Annotated in this window: 16 protein-coding genes; 12 read left to right on the forward strand and 4 right to left on the reverse strand. The window is 56.8% G+C overall.

What is annotated here, in order from left to right:
• Positions 1-42 precede the first annotated feature (42 nt).
• From KP814_RS01925 to KP814_RS33220, 3 genes are all read right to left on the reverse strand, one after another.
• Positions 43-501, reverse strand: a complete 459-nt coding sequence (locus KP814_RS01925) for a hypothetical protein (protein WP_216735159.1) — start codon at positions 499-501, stop codon at positions 43-45.
• A gap of 58 nt (positions 502-559) precedes the next feature.
• Positions 560-1,102 (reverse strand): demethoxyubiquinone hydroxylase family protein, encoded by a 543-nt coding sequence (locus KP814_RS01930; RefSeq protein WP_216735160.1) that lies wholly within the window; start codon positions 1,100-1,102, stop codon positions 560-562.
• 123 nt (positions 1,103-1,225) lie between these two features.
• A complete protein-coding gene (locus KP814_RS33220) occupies positions 1,226-3,844 on the reverse strand; it encodes a glycosyl hydrolase family 18 protein (RefSeq protein WP_216735161.1) in 2,619 nt (872 codons plus the stop codon).
• 271 nt (positions 3,845-4,115) lie between these two features.
• Here KP814_RS33220 and KP814_RS01940 point away from each other — a divergent pair, with 271 nt between their 5' ends.
• The 8 genes from KP814_RS01940 (at position 4,116) to KP814_RS01975 (ending at position 14,960) form a co-directional block, all read left to right on the forward strand.
• Positions 4,116-6,668: an ATP-binding protein gene (locus KP814_RS01940; RefSeq protein ID WP_216735162.1), complete on the forward strand. Its 2,553-nt coding sequence runs from the start codon at positions 4,116-4,118 to the stop codon at positions 6,666-6,668.
• 23 nt (positions 6,669-6,691) lie between these two features.
• On the forward strand, positions 6,692-7,579 hold the full coding sequence (locus KP814_RS01945; RefSeq protein WP_216735163.1) for a response regulator: 888 nt from the start codon (positions 6,692-6,694) through the stop codon (positions 7,577-7,579).
• A gap of 170 nt (positions 7,580-7,749) precedes the next feature.
• A complete protein-coding gene (locus tag KP814_RS01950; RefSeq protein ID WP_216735164.1) occupies positions 7,750-9,756 on the forward strand; it encodes a TonB-dependent receptor in 2,007 nt (668 codons plus the stop codon).
• 89 nt (positions 9,757-9,845) lie between these two features.
• Entirely contained in the window at positions 9,846-11,075 is a 1,230-nt protein-coding gene (locus tag KP814_RS01955; protein WP_216735165.1) for an HmuY family protein, read from the forward strand.
• Positions 11,076-11,132: 57 nt separating this feature from the next.
• On the forward strand, positions 11,133-12,212 hold the full coding sequence (locus tag KP814_RS01960) for a hemin-degrading factor (protein WP_216735166.1): 1,080 nt from the start codon (positions 11,133-11,135) through the stop codon (positions 12,210-12,212).
• A complete protein-coding gene (locus KP814_RS01965; protein WP_216735167.1) occupies positions 12,209-13,096 on the forward strand; it encodes a hemin ABC transporter substrate-binding protein in 888 nt (295 codons plus the stop codon). The genes KP814_RS01960 and KP814_RS01965 overlap by 4 nt, the downstream gene beginning before the upstream one ends.
• A gap of 6 nt (positions 13,097-13,102) precedes the next feature.
• Entirely contained in the window at positions 13,103-14,122 is a 1,020-nt protein-coding gene (locus KP814_RS01970; RefSeq protein ID WP_216735168.1) for an iron ABC transporter permease, read from the forward strand.
• Between the two features lie 67 nt (positions 14,123-14,189).
• Positions 14,190-14,960: a heme ABC transporter ATP-binding protein gene (locus KP814_RS01975; protein WP_216735169.1), complete on the forward strand. Its 771-nt coding sequence runs from the start codon at positions 14,190-14,192 to the stop codon at positions 14,958-14,960.
• Between the two features lie 39 nt (positions 14,961-14,999).
• Here the strand turns inward: KP814_RS01975 and KP814_RS01980 are convergent, their stop codons facing one another.
• Entirely contained in the window at positions 15,000-15,764 is a 765-nt protein-coding gene (locus tag KP814_RS01980) for an ABC transporter substrate-binding protein (RefSeq protein ID WP_216735170.1), read from the reverse strand.
• A 232-nt stretch (positions 15,765-15,996) separates the two neighbouring features.
• Between KP814_RS01980 and KP814_RS01985 the strand changes: the two genes are divergently transcribed.
• Genes KP814_RS01985 through KP814_RS02000 form a run of 4 tightly spaced genes read left to right on the forward strand, consistent with a single transcriptional unit; the run spans position 15,997 to position 19,585 of the window.
• Positions 15,997-16,464: a hypothetical protein gene (locus KP814_RS01985; protein ID WP_216735171.1), complete on the forward strand. Its 468-nt coding sequence runs from the start codon at positions 15,997-15,999 to the stop codon at positions 16,462-16,464.
• Positions 16,465-16,473: 9 nt separating this feature from the next.
• Positions 16,474-16,737 (forward strand): hypothetical protein, encoded by a 264-nt coding sequence (locus KP814_RS01990; protein WP_216735172.1) that lies wholly within the window; start codon positions 16,474-16,476, stop codon positions 16,735-16,737.
• Complete coding sequence (locus tag KP814_RS01995; RefSeq protein ID WP_216735173.1) at positions 16,737-17,861, forward strand: hypothetical protein; 1,125 nt, start codon at positions 16,737-16,739, stop codon at positions 17,859-17,861. The genes KP814_RS01990 and KP814_RS01995 overlap by 1 nt, the downstream gene beginning before the upstream one ends.
• Before the next feature lie 29 nt (positions 17,862-17,890).
• Positions 17,891-19,585: a hypothetical protein gene (locus KP814_RS02000; RefSeq protein WP_216735174.1), complete on the forward strand. Its 1,695-nt coding sequence runs from the start codon at positions 17,891-17,893 to the stop codon at positions 19,583-19,585.
• Positions 19,586-19,587: the final 2 nt, after the last annotated feature.

Here is a 19,587-nt window from a genome sequence, read left to right on the forward strand (position 1 = left end):
CCTAAAAATCCAATACCCCCAAACATTAAAGCACTGGTCGGTTTATTCCCGCCTTTTATCTCCCATCTCAACCACCTCCCGATAGGCATTCATAAAAGTAAAACAGACAAACATAAAAATCCCTACATAGACTTCAACACTTCCATCTATATATGCGCGATAAAGCATAGCGCCGACAAATACGTACATCACAACCAGCATAAGACGCCCAAACGCCAAGTAGGCGGCGTAGGCCTTAAATGGTAAGCGTTGTTTCAGGAACTGATCCGCTTTGTTGAGGCATACTCCTACTAGATACAGTGCGGCAAGCGCGCCAACAATGATTAAGATGACTTTCCAAAAACTCCAGGAGACTAGCCAGGAGAATGACGAAAGCTTCAGTTCGAGTAAAAGCGGAATGATGAAGCCAAAGAACAGGATCAGGGAAAACACGCTGATGAATACCATCACGGGTATTTTCAGCGCGGAGACTACTTGTCTTCTTGTATATTTGTCGCTCATAAAATCCTATTAAAGGCGGACCGAATTCAAACCAGGTAATGTATAGCGACTTCGTGATTTAGAGGCGCATTCCCATCCAGATTACGGCTTCCGTGCATTGGCTGATCATGTTGTAGTAGGGTCGATAGAAGATGCATTCCTGCCTGGCTTCCATTCCAGCCTGTTGGTGTTCTTCTTCATCTTTTACGATCTTGGCTACGGCGTCATAGGCGGCCTGGTCGCCCAGTTTTTCCAGCGCCTGAAGTTGCTCGCGTAAGTGTTTCAGTACAACGGTTTCCACTGCGGCGGTGCAGGCCAGCACTGAATTTTTGCCCAACAGGCCGGAGATCAGTCCCAGCACAAAACCGCCTACGCCACATAGCCAAAGGCTGGGACAGCGACGAATGCCCCTGCGTTTGAGCTCTGCCCCAAAGATGCGGTGATGTTCTTTTTCGTGGACTAAAAATTCTTCCAGAAGCCCCAAATGCTTGGCGCCGGTGAGGCGTGCGACGGCAATCTGCGCACGATAGATGTTGATGGCTCCGAATTCGCCGGCATGATTAACCTGAAGAATTTTACCCGGCGTATTTCTAGACCCGTCTGCGACGGAGGTGAGCTCCATGATTGACTGCTACTTCTGATTACGACCATTGACCCGCACACAATATCCGCAGCCTGGATATTAAACAAGCAAAGGCGCCGTTTAGGCGCCTTCTGAGTCACACTGATCTATTCAGACTGACGGTTACAGTCCAAACTGCTCGAAGTACGCCTTATGGCTCTTGGAGAATTCGTAGTCGTTGAACTTGTCCCAGTTAATAGACCAGGTCATCAGCCCTCGCATATTGGGGTAAACGCCTTTGGGTTGGTATGTTCCGCAGTTCTCTTTCTTCATCAAGCAGTCCAACGCGGTTTGCACGTCTTGCACGGAAGTGAAGCCGCCGCCAGCGTTAACGCTGGATGGGAGGCCAATCGCGATTTGGCTCTGCTTGAGCGCTGGGAACATCATGTTGGAGTCTTTCTGCACCGGGAAGCCCGCCAACAACATATCCGTCATCGCCACGTGGAAGTCCGCCGTGCCCATGGTGTGGTACTGATCGTCCAGTCCAACGATAGGTCCTGAGTTGTAATCCTGCACATGCAGCAACGTCAGATCGTTACGCATCGCGTAGATCACCGGCAGATACGCGCCACACCGAGGATCTGCGCCGCCCCACTTACCGCTGCCGTAAAAGCTATAGCCGTTCTGCACGAAGAAGGTCTCCGGCGCCATGGTCAGCACGAAGCCTGCACCATACTTGGCCTTAAGCTCTTTCAGCGCGGCGATCAAGTTGACGATAACCGGCGTGGTCGGATTACGGAAATCATTGTCGCCGGAGTCCAAATACAACGAGTGTCCTTCGAAGTCGATGTCCAGACCGTCCAGACCGTATTTATCGATAATCGCCGACACGGAACGCACGAAGGCATCTTTCGCTTCTGAGCTGGTCAATTGCACCTGCCCGTTGGCGCCGCCGATGGAAATCAGCACTTTTTTGCCCTTGGCCTGCTTGGCGCGAATCGCGGCTTTAAACTCCGCTTCGGATTCCACATTGGCGCACTCGGATACCGGGCATAAATGGAACTCCACCTCACCAGAGGTTGGGGACGTCGGTTCTGCGAATGACAGGTTAATCACATCCCAGTCATTGGAAACGTCGGCCATGCGCACATAGCCTGAGCCATTGGCGAAGCTCGCATGCAGATAACCGATCAGGGCGTGTTTGGGCAACCCGCTGACAGGACCAGGGCCGCCATCGTCTGGATTGTCTCCATCTCCATCGCCTGGGTTATCACCATCGCCATCGCCTGGGTTATCGCCATCTCCGTCCCCGGGAGTATCGCCATCTCCGTCGCCGGGATTATCCCCGTCGCCGTCTCCAGGATCGTTTCCCCCATCATCGCACTCGCCTTTTTGCTCCCATAAGGTTGGCGTAGAGGCAGGGTTCCAATTGGCGCCCACATGCGCCGTGTGCGTCACCAGCGCGGTGTATACGGACCCACTGTACGACACCACATCGCCAGCCTGATACGTCACGCCCTCCCGCCATACTGCGCAGCTGGATGGGTCTGTTGGATCAGTCGGGTCGGTCGGACCGCCCGGGTCGGTGGGGTCCGTTGGATCAGTTGGGTCTGTAGGACCGCCAGGGTCCGTCGGGTCGGTGGGATCGGTCGGCGCGCCGCCGTCATCATCGCAGGCGCCCACTTCTTTCCAGACGCCCCATTGGCCGGACTGAGAAGGCGTCTCGCCCTGAGTCCACCATTTCGCCTCGTAAATCTTGCCCTCATAACTCACTTTCATGCCCTGGGTGTAAACCGCAGAAGCGCTCCAGACGACCACATCGCAGGCGCCCGGGTCAGTCGGGTCAGTCGGGTCAGTCGGGTCAGTCGGGTCAGTCGGATCGGTTGGATCGGTTGGATCGGTAGAACCGCTTACCACATCCCATATGGTTTTCATCAAGGACGTGTCGTCATGAGTATCCTGGGAAATTTCCCAGAACATGACGCCCCCGGCCTCCGCCAGAGCCAGCTCCGCTTTGGCGCGAATGGTAGGCTGGCCGTTGTAATCCAGGCCGCCGGCGTCATCGCGTTGTGCTGCGGAAGCGCCGTAGCGGGCGATCACGTCCTTGTAGGCAACCCAGTCTTTATGGGAATAGAAAGGCACGCCCAGGACGGCTTTCTCCTGGGGCAGACCTTCATTGAATTTCCAGTGACTTAACGCACTCTGAGCATGCTCATAAGTGGAGTGAGGATAGCCCAGGTCGTACACCATCAAATTCAGAAAATCGACGCTGCTGATTACGTCAGCGTCTACGCTGCCGGGAAAGTCTGTGGCGGTGACGGCGGCGGTCAGAATTTTGCCTTTCGCGTGCAGGGCCTCGCCAAGCTCTCGCATCAGCACCTTGAAATTATTCGCTTCCGCGCCCGCTTCGGGGTATTCCCAGTCCAGATCCACACCGTCCAGACTGTATTGATCCACCATGCTCATGAGATTCTGAATAAAGGTCGCGCGGGCGCTGCTGTTCGCTGACAGCGCGGCGAAGGCGGAGTCGTCGCCGTCGTTCCAGCCGCCCACAGCGATCTGCACTTTGACCCCAGCGGCGTGCGCCTGCTGCACCAGGGCGCTCAAACGTTGCGTACCGCCTTCAAGCGGTTGTAATCCGCCGCTGGCGGTAGGAAGCGCAAAGGAATAATTGATATGAGTGACTTTATCGTAAGGAATGCTGTTCACATCCCCTTGCCAGGTGGGAAAGTACCCCACCACCTTAAACTCCGCCAACGCCTGACCGGCCATCAACCCGGTCGTCAGCGCCAGCGAGAGCATACCTGTTCTCTTAAGTGGATTCATCGCATCACCCTTCCATTGTCTATTTTCGCCTTATTGGTACTTCAATGGTTATACAATAGCCAGCCAATTGGTATCATCCGGAGATATGATTTTTTCTATGCTATTTGGGTGATGGCTTATATGCGTCTTTCAAGCCGCGAGGCGCGCCGCAGAGCCATTGGGTATGAACTACACTTGTTTGATATTTTTCGCGTATATATTAATTAGGCAGACAGTCATAACGTAAAGGAATTCCGGCGACGCCTGCATGCGCAAAACTTCCAACCGAATACTCTCCGCGCTGTTGCTGATCACAATCGTCGCGCTGGCGGCCACGCTGTTCCAGCACTGGCAGTTGCATTTCGTCAGCGATATGTCGAGAAAAATCATCGATCAGGACCGCCTTCTGTTCAAGCATCTCGATCAGGTGGGACTGGGTTTTGCGCGCATTTACGCCATGCTGGAGCGCATTCCCATGGAGGCGGATCAGGACGCCCGCGATGCGGCGCAACAACAGTTTCTGGAAAGCTATCGCGCTCTGTCCGAACTGATAAACCGCTCCCCTTCCCAGACCATTATGGAAAACACGTCTGCAATTGAAGATGAGCTGAAGGGTCATTTACAAGAAATCTCTCTGCTTGGCGAACAAATGTTTCAGGCTATGGAAACATCGACGCCGGGAGCCGCCATGGCCATCCTGCACGAAAAAATATCCCCTCTGCGCGATGAAGCGGTTAATTTGCTGTACCGGCAACAAGAGATTTCCGATCAGTACGTGCACCGCTCCTCTCTCAATATTGAGGAAAGACTGCATTTTATCGAAGGCATCACCTTCATTAGCGTCGCCATCTTGCTCGTCACCTGTCTGGGCGCTGGTTTCCGCCTGACTCACACCATTATTCGTCCTTTCAGACGGGTCACCCGTCATCTGCGCGCCATGCAGGATCAGCCGCAATTCATAAACCTGCCGGAAAAGGATCGCGATGACGACCTTGGCCTGTTCATACGCACGCTGCATAACCTGCTGCAGCGCCTGCAGCAGGCCAACCAATTGTTGGCTGGCGCAAAGAATGTGGCGGAAAGCGAAGCGGAGAATCGACGCGAGGCGGAGCGACAGACGCGAGTACAGAAAGACATGCTGGCCAGCATTATCGACCACATCCCTGTCGCCGTATTCGCCAAGGACGTAAAAAACAACTACCGCTTTTTGATATGGAACAGTCAGGCGGAAAAGCTGTTCGAAGCGAACCGCGCCGATATTATCGGCAAGACTGACTACGACATTTTCCCCAACAAGGAAGAGGTGGATTTTTTCCGCAGCATCGACGAACAGGTCATGCAGTCCGGCGAAGTAGCGAATGTGGAGGTGGAACCGATTACAACCTCTCGCGGCACCTGGCTGGCGCATACCACCAAGGTGCCCATCTTCGATGACAAGGGCGAGCCGGAAACGCTCCTTGGCATACTGGAAGACATCACTGAAAAGAAGCGCGCAGACGAACAGTTGCGAGAATATGCGCAACAGCTGGAGCGACAAACCCGTGAGCTGACCACCGCGAAGGAAAAAGCGGAGCGCGCCAACCGGGTGAAGTCACAGTTTCTGGCCAACATGTCCCACGAGCTGCGCACCCCGGTCCACGCCATTCTGGGCTTCACCAGCCTGTGCCTGAAGCGGGTGAAAAATTCGGATGAGCTGGTTTACGAACATCTCAGCGAAGTCAAAACCAGCGCCGAGGGTCTGCTGGAATTGCTGAATAACCTGCTGGATCTCGCCAAGCTGGAATCCGGTCGCATGACTTACACGTTCAACCTGGTGGATATCCTCGCTATACGGGACAAACTTCTGAAGGAGCTGCGGCCGCTATGGGGCAAAAAGGAACTGCAGATTCATACTGAAGACTTAATGGACTCCCCCTTTGTCGTGTGCGACGGCCCCAAAATGACTCAGGTCTTGCGCAACCTGCTCAGCAATGCGATCAAGTTCTCTCCGCAACAAGGCCACATCAGGCTGCGCATCGCCCATCGCACGCCAGACATGTATGAGTTGCTCGCTCTGCACGGATTGACGCTGGAGCGATTGAACGAGAAGACCGCGCTGCTTTTACAGCAACCAGACAAGCTTATAGAGCTCTTCACCTCCCCCGCCCCCTGCCCGAGCGAGTCCAACGCCTCCGCGGAGTTCCCCTACTGGCCCTTTCAGGAAGAGAACTGCCTGACCGAAACCCTGAGAAGGTTGAACAGAGAATTGCCCTGGGATGAAAGCCACTCCGCTATCTATCTGATTCAGGAAGGCGACGTCATCGCTCCCACTCATCTGGAAGGAGCCCGCCCGCCTCCCGACGCCGCCCAAACCATCGCTTACGCCAGCAACTGGCGCCGCGTCGGCGGACTCAGCGAACGCAAGGCGGAGAAGCTGGCGAAGCTGGCGCAAGAGGCCGGGGACCTGAAGCATCCATGCTGGAGACTGGCGGATGTGGGCGAACTGCAGAGGAAAATTGTGGGATTGGCGCCGCTTCCTCATGGATCGCAAAACAACATATTGCTGCTAGAGTTATCCTTAATGGATACGGATGAGCCCGTGTTCGCCTTCAGCGTTTCCGACCAAGGCGACGGCATTCCAGACGCGGAGCTGGAAAGCATCTTCGACAAATTCGTCCAGAGCAGCAGTACAGACACCGGCGCAGGCGGAACCGGGCTCGGTCTGGCGATATGCCGCGAAATCATCAAAGCTCATCGCGGGGTCATATACGCCCGCAACCATGAACAGGGCGGCGCCGACTTCATTGCGCTGATTCCGGAAGCGGAGCCCTCGCCCACCTGACAGCAAGGACAAGAGCGCTCAGCATGCATGAACAAATACTTGCGATAGACGACGATGAACGCAACTTACGCCTGATCCGCGCCTATCTGGCCGATACCGGCTACGAGCTTATCACCGCCGCGGACGGCGCCGAAGGCTGGTCGACCCTGGAGCGGCATCTTTTCAAAGTGGACCTGATCCTGCTTGACCGCATGATGCCGAAAATGGACGGCATCGCCTTTCTGCAGCAACTCAAAGAACACCCCAGAGCAAAAGAGATCCCGGTAATCATGCAGACCGCAGCGGCGGAGTCGGGACAAATCCGCGAGGGCATCGACGCCGGCGCCTACTACTACCTCACCAAGCCTTATGAAGAAGAAGTGCTGATTTCCATCATCAAGGCCGCGCTGGAATTCGGCAAAGAGTCCCACAAGCTCATGACCGAGCTAGGGAAAAATGAGTCTCTGCGACATATGGCGCGCCAACTGACATTGAGTTTCGCCACCGTGGAGGAAGCCGAGCAGGCGTCGATTCTGCTGGCGGACCTGTTTCCCTTTCCTCCCAAGGTCGTCACCGGTCTGGCGGAGCTGCTGGTGAACGCGGTGGAGCATGGCAACCTGGGCATCACCTATGACGAAAAAACCGACCTCAACCTGCGCGGAGAATGGATGAACGAGGTGCAACGGCGCCAGAAACTTCCAGAAAACCAAAACAAACGCGTGCAGGTGGAGTTCACTAGAACCGACGACGCCATCACCGTCGCCATCACCGATCAAGGGCCGGGGTTCAACTGGCGCGAGTACCTGCAGATCAGCGTGGAGCGGGCCACGGATAACCATGGCAGAGGCATCGCTATGGCCAATCTGCTCAGCTTTGACGACCTGACCTATGAGGGAGACGGCAATCGGGTTATTTGCAAAGTGCTCGTTTAAAAACCGCCTATATAGGCCCAAAAACCTTAAGGTGATCATTAGAGAGAAAAAACATCCGCGTCTCCGTGAATAATACCATTCACATAAACGCAAATAAGAATCATTATTGACAGAGATTCATTTTTATTAAATGATAATCATTATCATTTAACTGTCGATAGTGGTTGTTCGTGTCGCATACATCTCACCCTTTTCTACTTGTCACACTCACCGTTCCTCTCACTCTCGCGCTGCCGCAGCAGGCGCTGGGGGATTCGACTGCGCCGGAAACAGTGCTCAATACCGTCGTCGTCACCGGCACCCGCAGCGAAAAACTGCTGATGGAGACGCCGGTGCGCACCGAGGTGGTGACGCGGGAGGAAATCGAGCGCAAACACGCGCGGGACGTCAAGGAAGCGCTTGAAGACGTTCCGGGTCTGCTGCTGAAAAGAATCCACGGCAAGAGCGGCTATGAAGTCTGGCTGCAGGGATTGGACAGCAACCGCGTCAAAGTGCTGATTGACGGCGAACCGGTCGCCGCCAGCACCGGCTCCAGCGTCGACGTCACCCAGATCGGCAGTCTCAATATCGAACGCATAGAGGTCGTCAAAGGCGCTACGTCCGCGCTCTATGGCAGCGCCGCCATGGGCGGAGTCATCAACATCATCACCCGGGATATCGAGCCGGGCCTGCACTACGAAGCGCTGGCGGAAGCCGCCAGTTTCGGCAAAGACAACATCGGCGGCAAGACGGCGGATATCGGCGCGCGCCGCGCCTCCGCGAGATTAACCGGCCGCGACGGCGCCTGGTATGGCGCGCTCAGCATGGACTATCGCGACAGCGACGGCTTCGACGCCACGCCGGAAAACTGGACCACGCAAGGCGCAGAAGGCGAACGCGGCGACTGGTCGGCCCGCCTGGGATGGAAACCCGATCAGAACCAGTCCTATGAGCTGCTGGGCGGTTACTATCGTGAAGACCTCAATAACCGCATCTCCGCTGACGCCGCCGGTAAGGAAATCCGTAAGGTCAAAGAGGAGGAAGCGGAGCGCACCCGACTGGGCGCGTCCGCCGCCTGGCGCACCGCGGTGGGAGATTTCCAGGCCCGACTGCTGCAGGAGCAATTCGACGACGTCACTTATCAGGACGCCATCGCCACCGCCGTTAAGGAAGACCGTCGCAGCGCCAGCATGGAGACTCGCAGGGCGACCCTGGACTGGACTTACGCCTTGACTGACGACCATCTGCTTTCCGCTGGCCTGGAAGGGTTCGAAGAGACGCTTGAACAGCGTCACGACGACGCCATCGAGGTACCCGCCGGCACGGACCGCCACAGCATCGAGGTCTATCTTCAGGACGACTATTTCGTTAATGATCGCCTGGAAATCACCCCCGGCATACGCTTGCAGCGGGACAGCGATTTCGGCTCTTACGCCGCGCCCAAAATCAATGCGCGCTATGAGCTCATGCACGAAGACAGCCTGACCCTGTTTCTGCGCGGCGGCGTGGGCCGTGGATATCGCGTGCCCAACCTGAAAGAACGTTATTACGTGTTCGATCACAGCCACCTGGGTTACATGGTGCTGGGCAATCCGGACCTGCAGCCGGAAAAATCCATCAGTTACCAGTTAGGCGTCGGCGCTTACGGCGACCAGGGCGCCTACGTGGACCTTAATCTGTTCTACAACGACATCACCGATCTGATCGAAACCGCTTTCGATCCAGGAGCCACAGCGGATCGCGGCGACGGCGTCGCCATTCACCGCTACACCAACATCGCCGAAGCCAGCACCCGGGGCGCGGAAATCAGCGCCGCCTACCCGCTGTCATCACAATGGAACATTCACGGCGGCTATACCTGGATGGACAGCGAAGACAAACGCACCGGCCTGGAGCTGCCGAAACGCCCGCGCCATCAGGTAAAACTGGGCGCGGATTACACCCTGTCTTCCTGGGGAACGCAGCTGTCTCTGGACGGCGTATTTCAATCCAGTGAGTTCATCGACATCGCCGGCTCCATGGAGTCGCCGTCCTGGAGCACGTTCGATTTCAAAGTAAATCAACCTCTGCCCTGGGGCGTCACTCTGTTCGGCGGCATCGACAATCTGACGGATACGCAGCGGGATTTCAGTGACGCCAGCGATTTCCGCCCGGACGAAGGACGATTTTTCTACCTGGGCGTGCGCATCAAAGGCTGACGCCAGCGCCCGGACATCACTCAGCACTATCACGCAGCACTATGGCAATAACCCACTCACACACCCAAAAAACACATAAAGGCAACGCTATGAAACCAGTCTCCCCCACCCTTGCAGTCAAATCCGGCGCCATCGCCGCCGCTCTGATATTACTCAGCGCCTGCTCCGGCGGAGGAGGCTCCGGCGATCCCGATAACAATGCGAACAATACGCCAACCAATGGCGGCGACAGCAGCACCACTCCTGATAACGGCTCGGGCGCGGCTTACACTTCTCTGATCGTCGACGCCAGCAGTCGCGACGCTTACACCTACGTCAACCTCGCCACCGGTCAAACCCTGTCGCTGACGGCAGCGGAAGCGGCTTCTTCTACGGACTGGCATATCGGTTTCCGCCGCACTGGCGTCGTACTCAACGGCGGCGCCTCCGGCCCCGGTCAGGTGCGCGGCGCGCTCGCGGTGGCGCAGCAGGATTTCTACACAGATAGCGGCGATCCCAACGCCAACGTATTTCTCAACGCCACGCCAGACTCGGAAGAAGAGCATCTGCTCGCAGCAGTGAACACAACAGGTCTGACCTTCACCAGCGACAGCGTGCTGAGCGCCATCACCGCTTCCGGGGACAGAACCGGCAACGTCATGGACCTGGGCTGGTACAACTACGATATCTCCACTCACACGGTATCGCTGAACGACGCCAACGGCTGGTTGCTGCGCTCTAATTCCGGCGCCAGCTACGCCCGCTTCCACGCTACCTCGTTGACCTATAACCCCAGCGCCAATATTGACGTCACCTTCAGCTTCGACGTGCAACCCTCCGATGCAGCAGGCTTCACCGGCAACGCCACCTTCGCCGCCTCCGTTCCCTTCAGCGGCGGCAGCCAGTGCTTTGATTTCGATGCTGACGCCACCGTCGACTGCGCCAACGCGGCCTGGGATCTAAAACTGGAGATCAAGGGCTTCAACTGGACGCTCTGGACCAACAGCGGCCCTTCCGGCAGCGGCGCTGGCGGCGCTTTCGGCCCGCTACCTGTGGCGGACCTGAACAACTATGTCTCCGGCACACAGTCCGACACTGGCGCGGACATCAGCATGCACTATGTGGCCGACGCCACCGCGGGCATTTTCGAAGGCTCGCCTTGGTACGCCTATAACCTGCAAGGTCAGCACAAAATTTGGTCCAACTACCGCGTCTACGTGATCGAAACCCAAAGCGGCGGCGATGACGCCACTAAGTACAAGCTACAGATCACCAACTATTACTCCGACGCAGGCGCAAGCGGACATCCCAATATCCGTTTCATGCCGGTCGCCAACTGATCAGCGCTCTCCACAGGAACCATTGCACATATATCGCATATATAACGAGGTGAACACATGACGGCTCAAGCGGTTCTCAACAGAGACGAGGCGATCAAACAACCTGCTGACGGGTTAAAAGAATCCTGGACGCAAATGCGACGGGAGCAACCCCGTCTGCGTATCCGCACTGCGGCGGAACAATTGGGAGTGAGCGAGCTGGCGCTGTTGCTGACGCAAATGGAACAGCGCGTCCAGCCCCTTGGCGGCGACTTCGCGGAGATGTTGACGTCCATCGAGTCCGTAGGACGGGTGATGGCGCTGACCCGCAACGATCAGGCCGTGCACGAACGTCACGGCGTCTACCATGACTTCAAAGCCAACGCGGCTGGCGTCATGGGCTTATGTCTGGGCGAGATCGATCTGCGCGTCTTCTTCAAGCACTGGCGTCACGCTTACGCCGTCACCGAAGGCGCCGACGAACAGCCTCGTCGCAGCATTCAGTTTTTCGACGCCTCCGGGACGGCGACGCACAAAATCTACGCCACCGAACATACGGATATGGCGGCTTGGGACCAGTGGATTAACGCTCACCTCGCTGTCGACGCCGAGCTGTTTTTCATGCCCGAAGCGAAGACGCCGCCGCTTTATCCCAATACGGGCAACGTGACGGAAGACGATGTGCGTCAGCCCTGGTCGGAGTTGAAAGACGTCCACCACTTTAACGCCATGCTGAGCAAACTGGGCATTGATCGTCTGGAAGCACTGCAGCTGGCGGGTCAGGAATACGCCCATCGTCTGCCGACGGACGCCATGGAACAGGCGTTGCGATTCGCCGCCAATTGCCAATTGGAGATCATGGCGTTTGTGGGCAACGACGGCGTCGTGCAGATCCACACCGGGACCGTCAACAAACTGTTGCGCACCGGCCCCTGGTTCAATGTGCTGGACCCGAACTTCAACCTGCACCTGAATACAGAGCAAATGGCGAGCTGCTGGGCGGTGCGTCGTCCCACCAGCGATGGTGTGGTGACCTCCCTGGAATGCTTCAACCATGAACGCAAGCTAGTGCTCACCCTGTTCGGCGCCCGCAAGCCCGGCAAGCTGGAACTGACCGAGTGGCGTGAACTGGTGGCGTCGGTGGAGAATCTGTCATGAGCTTAGCCGGCTTCTCAGTGCGTGACTGGAGCGCGCGCCTGGCCGGCGTTGCATTGCTATGGGTCGCCAGCATGGCGGCCCAGGCTGCAACGCCGACGCCGCCTCCCGAACGCATGCAACGCATCCTCTCCATTGGCGGCGCCGTGACGGAAATTGTCTATGCGCTGGAACAGGAACAGCGTCTGATCGGCTCCGACATCACCAGTTATTACCCGCCCGATGCGGAGAATATGCCGAAAATCGGGTACGAACGCTCCCTTTCCGCCGAGGGTATTCTCGCGTTGCGTCCGGATGCGGTGCTGGCCAGTGAGGATGCAGGCCCCCCCGCTGTGCTGCGACAACTGAAAAGCGCCGGCGCCACCTGGTTGACCGTCCCTACCGCACAGGATCTGGACGGGGTTTACGCCAATATTCGTCAAATCGGCTACCTGCTTGGCGCAGAGATTCAAGCGGATAAGCTGGTGACGGACATGCAGGCGCAACAACAGCAACTGGAGCAGGAGAAGGCTCAAAATCAACGCAGCGCACGGGTGATTTTCATCCTTCAGCACGGCGGCGGCGCGCCCATGGTGGCAGGCTCCAACACAGCGGCGGACCGCATTATCCGTCTGTCTGGAGCCGTGAACGCGCTGGAAGGTGTGGAAGGCTACAAACCCATGACGCCGGAGTCCCTGGCGCAGGCGCAACCGGATCTGATCCTGACCACTACCCTAGGGATGGAACAGGCCGGAGGCATCGACGCTATGCGCAGCATTCCCGGGGTCAGGCTCACGCCAGCGGGACGCAATGACAAAATCGCCGCCATGGATGGATTGTTGCTGCTCGGTTTCGGCCCCCGCACGGTGGTCGCCGCCAGACAGCTCCGTCAAACCTGGATGGAGTAAACGCCTGTGCAGACCCTCTCCGCCATGCCGCATAAATCCACCCGCATCTGGCTATTGCTGGGCGCCAGCCTGACCGCCGCCACTCTCGGCGCGGTGATGCTGGGCGCTTACTCTCTGACCTGGCGCTCCGTGATTAACTTTGACTTGAGCAGTCAGGACTGGATGATTCTCTGGCATATCCGCCTGCCCCGAGTGCTTCTGGCCGGTGTGGTGGGCGCCGCGTTGGCGGTCAGCGGCGCAGCATTGCAGGGATTGTTCCGCAACCCGCTGGCGGACCCGGGACTGATCGGCATCTCCGGCGGCTCAGCGCTGGCGGCGGCGTTAGTCATCGTATTGTTCCCTTTCAGCACCGGCTGGATGGGGCTGTATGGACTCAGCGTCGCCGCCTTTCTTGGCGGCGCGGCCACCTGCTGGCTGATCTTCAAGGTCGGTCAGCTTGGCGCCGCCTCCAGCGTGGCGCACCTGATTCTGGCCGGCATCGCCGTCAACGCTATGTGCGCCGCGGCGGTGGGCTTTCTGACTTATCTCAGTACATATGAGCAATTGCGCACACTGACGTTCTGGACAATGGGCAGCTTTGGCGGAGCGCTGTGGCCGTCAGTGGGCGTGTCGTTCACCATCACGCTGCCAGTGATAGTCATGCTGATGCGTCAATCCGGCGATTTGAACCGGCTGCTGCTGGGCGAGCAGGAAGCCCGCTATCTGGGCACGGACACAGAGAAGCTGAAAACTCGCGTCATCGCGCTTTCCGCTGTCGCCGTGGGCGCCGCCGTGGCGGTGTCCGGCATCGTCGGCTTCGTCGGTCTGGTGGCGCCGCATTTAGTGCGCCTGCTATGGAAAGCGGATCATCGCGTGTTGATTCCCGCTTCCGCCGTCCTGGGCGCCGCGCTGACGATCTCCGCCGACACTCTGGCGCGCACCCTGTTTGCGCCGGCGGAAATGCCCGTGGGCATACTGACCAGTCTGATCGGCGGTCCCTTCTTCTTGTGGTTGTTGCTTAGCCGAAAGTCCGGGGTGCGCTCATGATGCATTGCATGTTCCTGGATAACCGAAAAAGCCCTCAAGATAACCGTAAAGAACAGAGAGTCCCGCAATGATTCACGCCTTCGCCGTGTCCGTGATACGTCATGACAAAACCTTGCTGGAGCAGATCAATTTCAGCCTCAGCCCTGGGGAACTGGTAGTGACGCTGGGTCCCAACGGAGCAGGCAAGTCCACCCTGCTAAAGACCCTGGCGGGGGAACTGTCGCCCTCCCGCGGACACGTATTGCTGGACGATGAGCCCATCAGCCAATTCAGCCTGCCTCAGCTAAGCCGTCGACGCGCAGTCTTGTCCCAGTCCGTGCATCTCGATTTTCCCTTCAGCGCCATGGAAGTCGTGCTGATGGGCGTGCAACGCACAGTATCTGGAGGCGATCCATTTCGTCTGAGCCAGGAAGCGCTGAAAGAAGTGGACGCGGGCCATCTGGCGCAGCGAAATTACCAGGACCTCTCCGGCGGCGAACGTCAGCGCGTACAGATCGCCCGCGCCCTCACGCAGCTCTGGACGGGAGTCGGCGCCGGTCCTCAGTACCTGATGCTGGATGAGCCCACTTCAGCGCTGGACCTGAAACACCAGTGCGCATTATTGAAACTCGCGCGCAGGCTGGCGGCCAAAGGCGTAGGCGTATTCTGCGTGCTGCACGATCTGCATCTGGCGGCCCAATACGCCGACCGTCTGGTGTTGATGAATCACGGACGCATCGTGGCGGAAGGCGCGCCGGAGACGTTGATTACGTCGCAGAACGTCAGGGAGGTTTATCAGGTGGAGAGTCGCATCATGCCGCATCCCATTACGCAGCGGCCTATGGCGATGATTGACTGAGGCCGCCGCGCAAAGCGCGGCGGTTGAAGGAGATACGACTTACTTTTTGTATTCGCCGCGGCGGGAAGCTTCAATCATTTTGTCGTACTCGCCGCTGTCTTTCAGCTTCTGCAAACCGCGGTTAAAGGCTTCCATCAGCTTTTTGTTTTCCGGTTGCGTCTTATTCAAAATCAAGTGGTAAGACTTCTCCTTGATCGGCTTGGGATGCACTTCAACTTGATCCATCACGCCCATGCTGTTCATCAGCTCGCTGCCTACATCAAGGTCTTCCATATAGGCGTCCAAACGTCCCGCCAGCAGCTTTTTCACGTTGGCGTCCGCGCTGGACACCCGCTCAATGCTGACCATCCCTGATTTTTCCTCTTCATCGAAACCGTAGCTATAGCCGGTGACACCGCCCAGTTTTTTGCCTTTCATAGACGCTGCGTCACTCCAGTCGAAGCCGCTGCCCTTTTTGAAAAACGCAACGGTCTTCAGGTCGATAACTGTGTCGCTGTAGTCGAAATCCTTCTCCCGGTCTTCAGTGCGACTCCAGATCAACGAGCCGTTCAGCTTGCCGCTCTTGGCGTCTTCATAGCCCCGCTTCCAGGGCAGGAAGACATATTCAACTTCAATATTTTCATTGGCGAAGGCTTTCTTCACCACATCGGAAATCACGCCATATTCTTTCAGGTTTTCAGATAGATACGGCGCCCATTCACCATTGGCCAGGGTCACTTTTTCTGCAGCGCAGGTCCCGGAAAAGACCACGGCGGCGGATAAAACAAGCATATTCATCAGGCGGTTAAATAACGTCTTTTTCATTTGTTTACCTTTCATTTTTAACTGCGGAGAAGCTCCGCAACCTATTATTGGCTATCGCAGGTAAGGCTAGCAGAAGACGTTAAAGCCGCCAGTGAGGACGGACGCGTCAATGGGCGAGTTCACAATCTGTGAAATTCGGGCGAGAATCTGAATAAGCGCTATAATATCGCGTATCTGTATGAGTTCGGGCGCAAAACGCCCTTAACCGAGATTGGAAAAATAGGAAATTGTAGTGCAAGGGTTTGACAATTTTTTACAAAAACACGGCTTAAAGGAGTCCCACATCTACCTGCTTGAGCTGATTCCCCTGATTGAAATGATCTGGGCGGATGGCCGTTGTCAGGACGCCGAAGTGAAAATTCTCTACCGCTACACCATCGAACATCTAAGCCGGGTCAGTCGCGAATCTCCGGATATCGAATTCATTTCCGACGATGACATCAACGAGTTTCTCGACCGCTTCACACAAACCCGTCCTGATCGGGAAATGCTGCGCGAACTTAGAGAACTGTGCCTGGATCGAATCGAGAGCAAATCCAACTACCAGGACCAGATGGAAAGCAAACAGGCCATGATGAATTATTGCCTGGATATCGCCGCCGCCAGCGTTAATAGCTATCCCTACAAGTTCAACGAACGCATCATTGCTGAAGAGAAGGACCTGCTGAAGGAATTGTTTCACGCCCTGTCCTCACGCTGATTTTTCATCATGAGTCGTAGTAAGCCGTCGCTGGCGAAAAGCATACATCCGTCGTGGTTCAACGCGTTGTCGCGCCGGGTCAGGTTTTGCAACAAGGTGAAAGCCGCAGCAGCCTGCCTCTGGTTCGCTGCGGCATTGTCCGCATACGGCGGCTCCTATGAAGCCATGGATCAATCCCCCTCTCTATGGCCGGTCGGCCTTTTCGGAGCGGCGTTGCTATTGCAAATAGTCGGTCTGTTTTTTTTCAATGCTAAACATAGTGTGTCGGAATAATGCAGGACGCCGTGGAAACCTATCAGGTCGTCACGCGCGGCAAGCTCGCCAGCTGCCAGGAGCTTGTTCAGGTTCAGCGTAATTTGAAAGCGCAGTTGCGTCTGAACGACGCCATGACCGCCAAGGTATTCGCCGGCGCGCCGGTGAAACTGAAAAGTAATCTGACCTGGAAACAGGCTCAGGGCTGGCAGAAAAAACTGCATCAGCTTGGTTTGCTGACGGAACTGGCGCTGCAATTAAACCCCGCCTGCCTGCAAGCAGGCCTACTGGCCGCCCCGCAGGAGCCTGACCAAGAAGAGCCGGATGATCAAATACTGTTGTTCGAAGCGGGCAAGCTGACGCCTCATCTGGTTCATTTCTCTGAGTCTCTTACGGTGTCCACTGAGTCCGACGCGCCCGTCGCCCGAATCGTCAATCACAACGCGTATTGGAGCCCGCTGGCGTTAGTGCTGGCTTCAACCGGACTGGCTCTGACGTTGCAGAATCACCTGCTGCGGGTGATGACGCACTATCTGCAATGGGGCGCTCTCGCCAGCGTCCTTAGCATTATTTTTCTGCTGCTGGCTATCATCTGCCTTCCTCGGCTCCTGCAACCGCGCATGCTGCAGTCCATTGCCGACGCCCGTGGCGCACACCGCATTTACCAACAGGAACTTCCCATCTTTTGGGTCGGCGCGAAAAAGCATCGACTGATCGATGCAGAGCAACAAGACCTCGGCGTCATTGAGCGCAAACAACAAAGCGCGACCTTGAAGGATGCGCAAGGCGCCCTCGTCTATGAATGGCGGCAGGCCGTACGCGTTCACGAAAGCAGCAAAGACGCTCTGGGCAAAATTCAGGAGAAGCTGGTGGAAGACACCGCTTTGGGCCCCGTCGCCGAGTATCTTGGGCATGCGAAGAAAGTTCTGGATTTCCTCAAGCGTAAACGCGCCAAGTCTGCGGCCTCCCCTTCCTGGGACCCGCAGAACGCCATGGCGGTGCTGGACCAGGAAGGTAATTTAGCGGCGTTGGTGTACGCCACGCCGGAGCCAGCAGCGCAAATTCGCAAAGCCGATCTCTCGCCACAGGAGAAACTGCGGCTGCTGGCCTTCTGCGCCTGTTTGCTCAGGAGTCCCCTGGTATGAAACAGTTATGAAGTAGTTATGAAGCAGTTATGAAGCAGTATTCCTTCGAATTCAGAGGCCAACTTTCCCCTGGCGCGGACCAGGGTAAGACCCAAGCCGGACTGGCCAAGCTGTTCCAGACCGACGCCGCCGAGCTGGCGCCCCTGTTCAGCGGCGAAGCCATATTTCGTCGCGAAGGATTAAACGAATTCACCGCTAAGTCCTATCAGCAGCAGTTCGCCCGCGTCGGCGCCGTCGGAGCGGTGAAAGAGCAGACGAAGAACACCGCCACTTCCTCCGTCGCAACGAATACAACACCGCATCAAAACAAAACATCAGGCTCACCGACAGCGTCACCACAGACTGCGGAAGTACCGCCAAAGACAGATGACCGCTCCCGTTGCCCGAAGTGTCAGTCACAGAATATCGACGCCACTCAGTGTCTCGATTGCGGCGTCATTCTGGAAAAGTATCGCCAGATGCAGGAACGGCTGCAAAACCCGCCGCCGCAGCCAGCCCCTGTGCAGGCGGAGCCGTTTCGACTGGAAGAGGCGAACTCTGAGCAAAAGCGGGCGGCGAAATGGCTGTCCTGGGCCGGCCTGATCCTGACCATTGTGTTTGTCTCCGACAGCTACCTGCTGAAGATCAACTTTCTCTACTCCGCCGGCATTGACCTGGGCTATATCCCCTTCTTCGTGGGTCATCTGGTCTTGCTGCGCGGCTGCATTCTTTATGCGGAAAGCAAAGGCTACAGCATGCTGGTGGGGCTGTTGGGCTTATTCAGCCTGGCGGGGCTTTCCATTCTGATGCTGCTGCCGGATCATCGGCGGGATAAGTCCGGCGTCACCGGCAAACACCTGGCCACCGCCGGCGTCTGCATTCTGGTCTGCGTGGTGTGGGCGGTTGGGTTCTTCAACAAGCTGCACGATATGAGTGAAATCGCCAACGAGGGCCGTCAACTCATCGCAGGCCGCCATGAATACCCCGCCCCGGAACTGGACGGCGCAGCGGAAATCTACGAACGCGAGCAGAAGGAAATGCAGGCCTATCTGGAAAAGTCGCTGAAAACCATCAAGGACGGCTCATTCCGCCCCAGCGAAATCACCACGCTGGCGGATGTTATGTTCGGCGCGCTGGCGCGTTATGAGGCGTGGCGCAACTATCAGCGCTACCGCCATGTGGTCGAACAACAGCCTTTGCCGACGCCCCTGGAGTCGGACTGGACCAAACAAAACCAGAAGCTGTTCGCGACCTTGCTGTATAAAAGTATTGATCGCGAAAAGCAGAGACGTCTGTATACCGAAAAGCAAAACTGGCTGGTGGGCGTTCACCCGGATCAGGTCGGCCCGTTTTGGGATAAATTCAGCCGCTATCTGTTCGATGTCCTGAGCGCCTATATGACTGCTTACCAGAATGAGCTGTATCGCCAGCCATTCAACAAAGACAAAAACGCGCCGCCTCCCGTTACCACCCTCGACCTGCGCGAGATTAACCTCCCCGACTACGCCAAACTGCGCAAAGACGTCACCGTGGACACCGTCACCTACAGCGCCACACTGGGCCAACTGTCCCACACGCCGCTGACCGTCGCCTTCTACCTGGAGCCCTACACCAAACGTTTCGGCAAGCAGGGCATACTCGCCAAAGGCGTCGTCATCTCCCCTGACTTTCCCAATAAATATCTATATGGACACTTTAATCTGTTTAGCCGCTATCCGGCGGAACAGGAATTGAGGGAGCAGTAAGG

Source organism: Hahella sp. HN01 (genome assembly GCF_018986435.1).
Taxonomy (GTDB): Bacteria; Pseudomonadota; Gammaproteobacteria; order Pseudomonadales; family Oleiphilaceae; genus Hahella.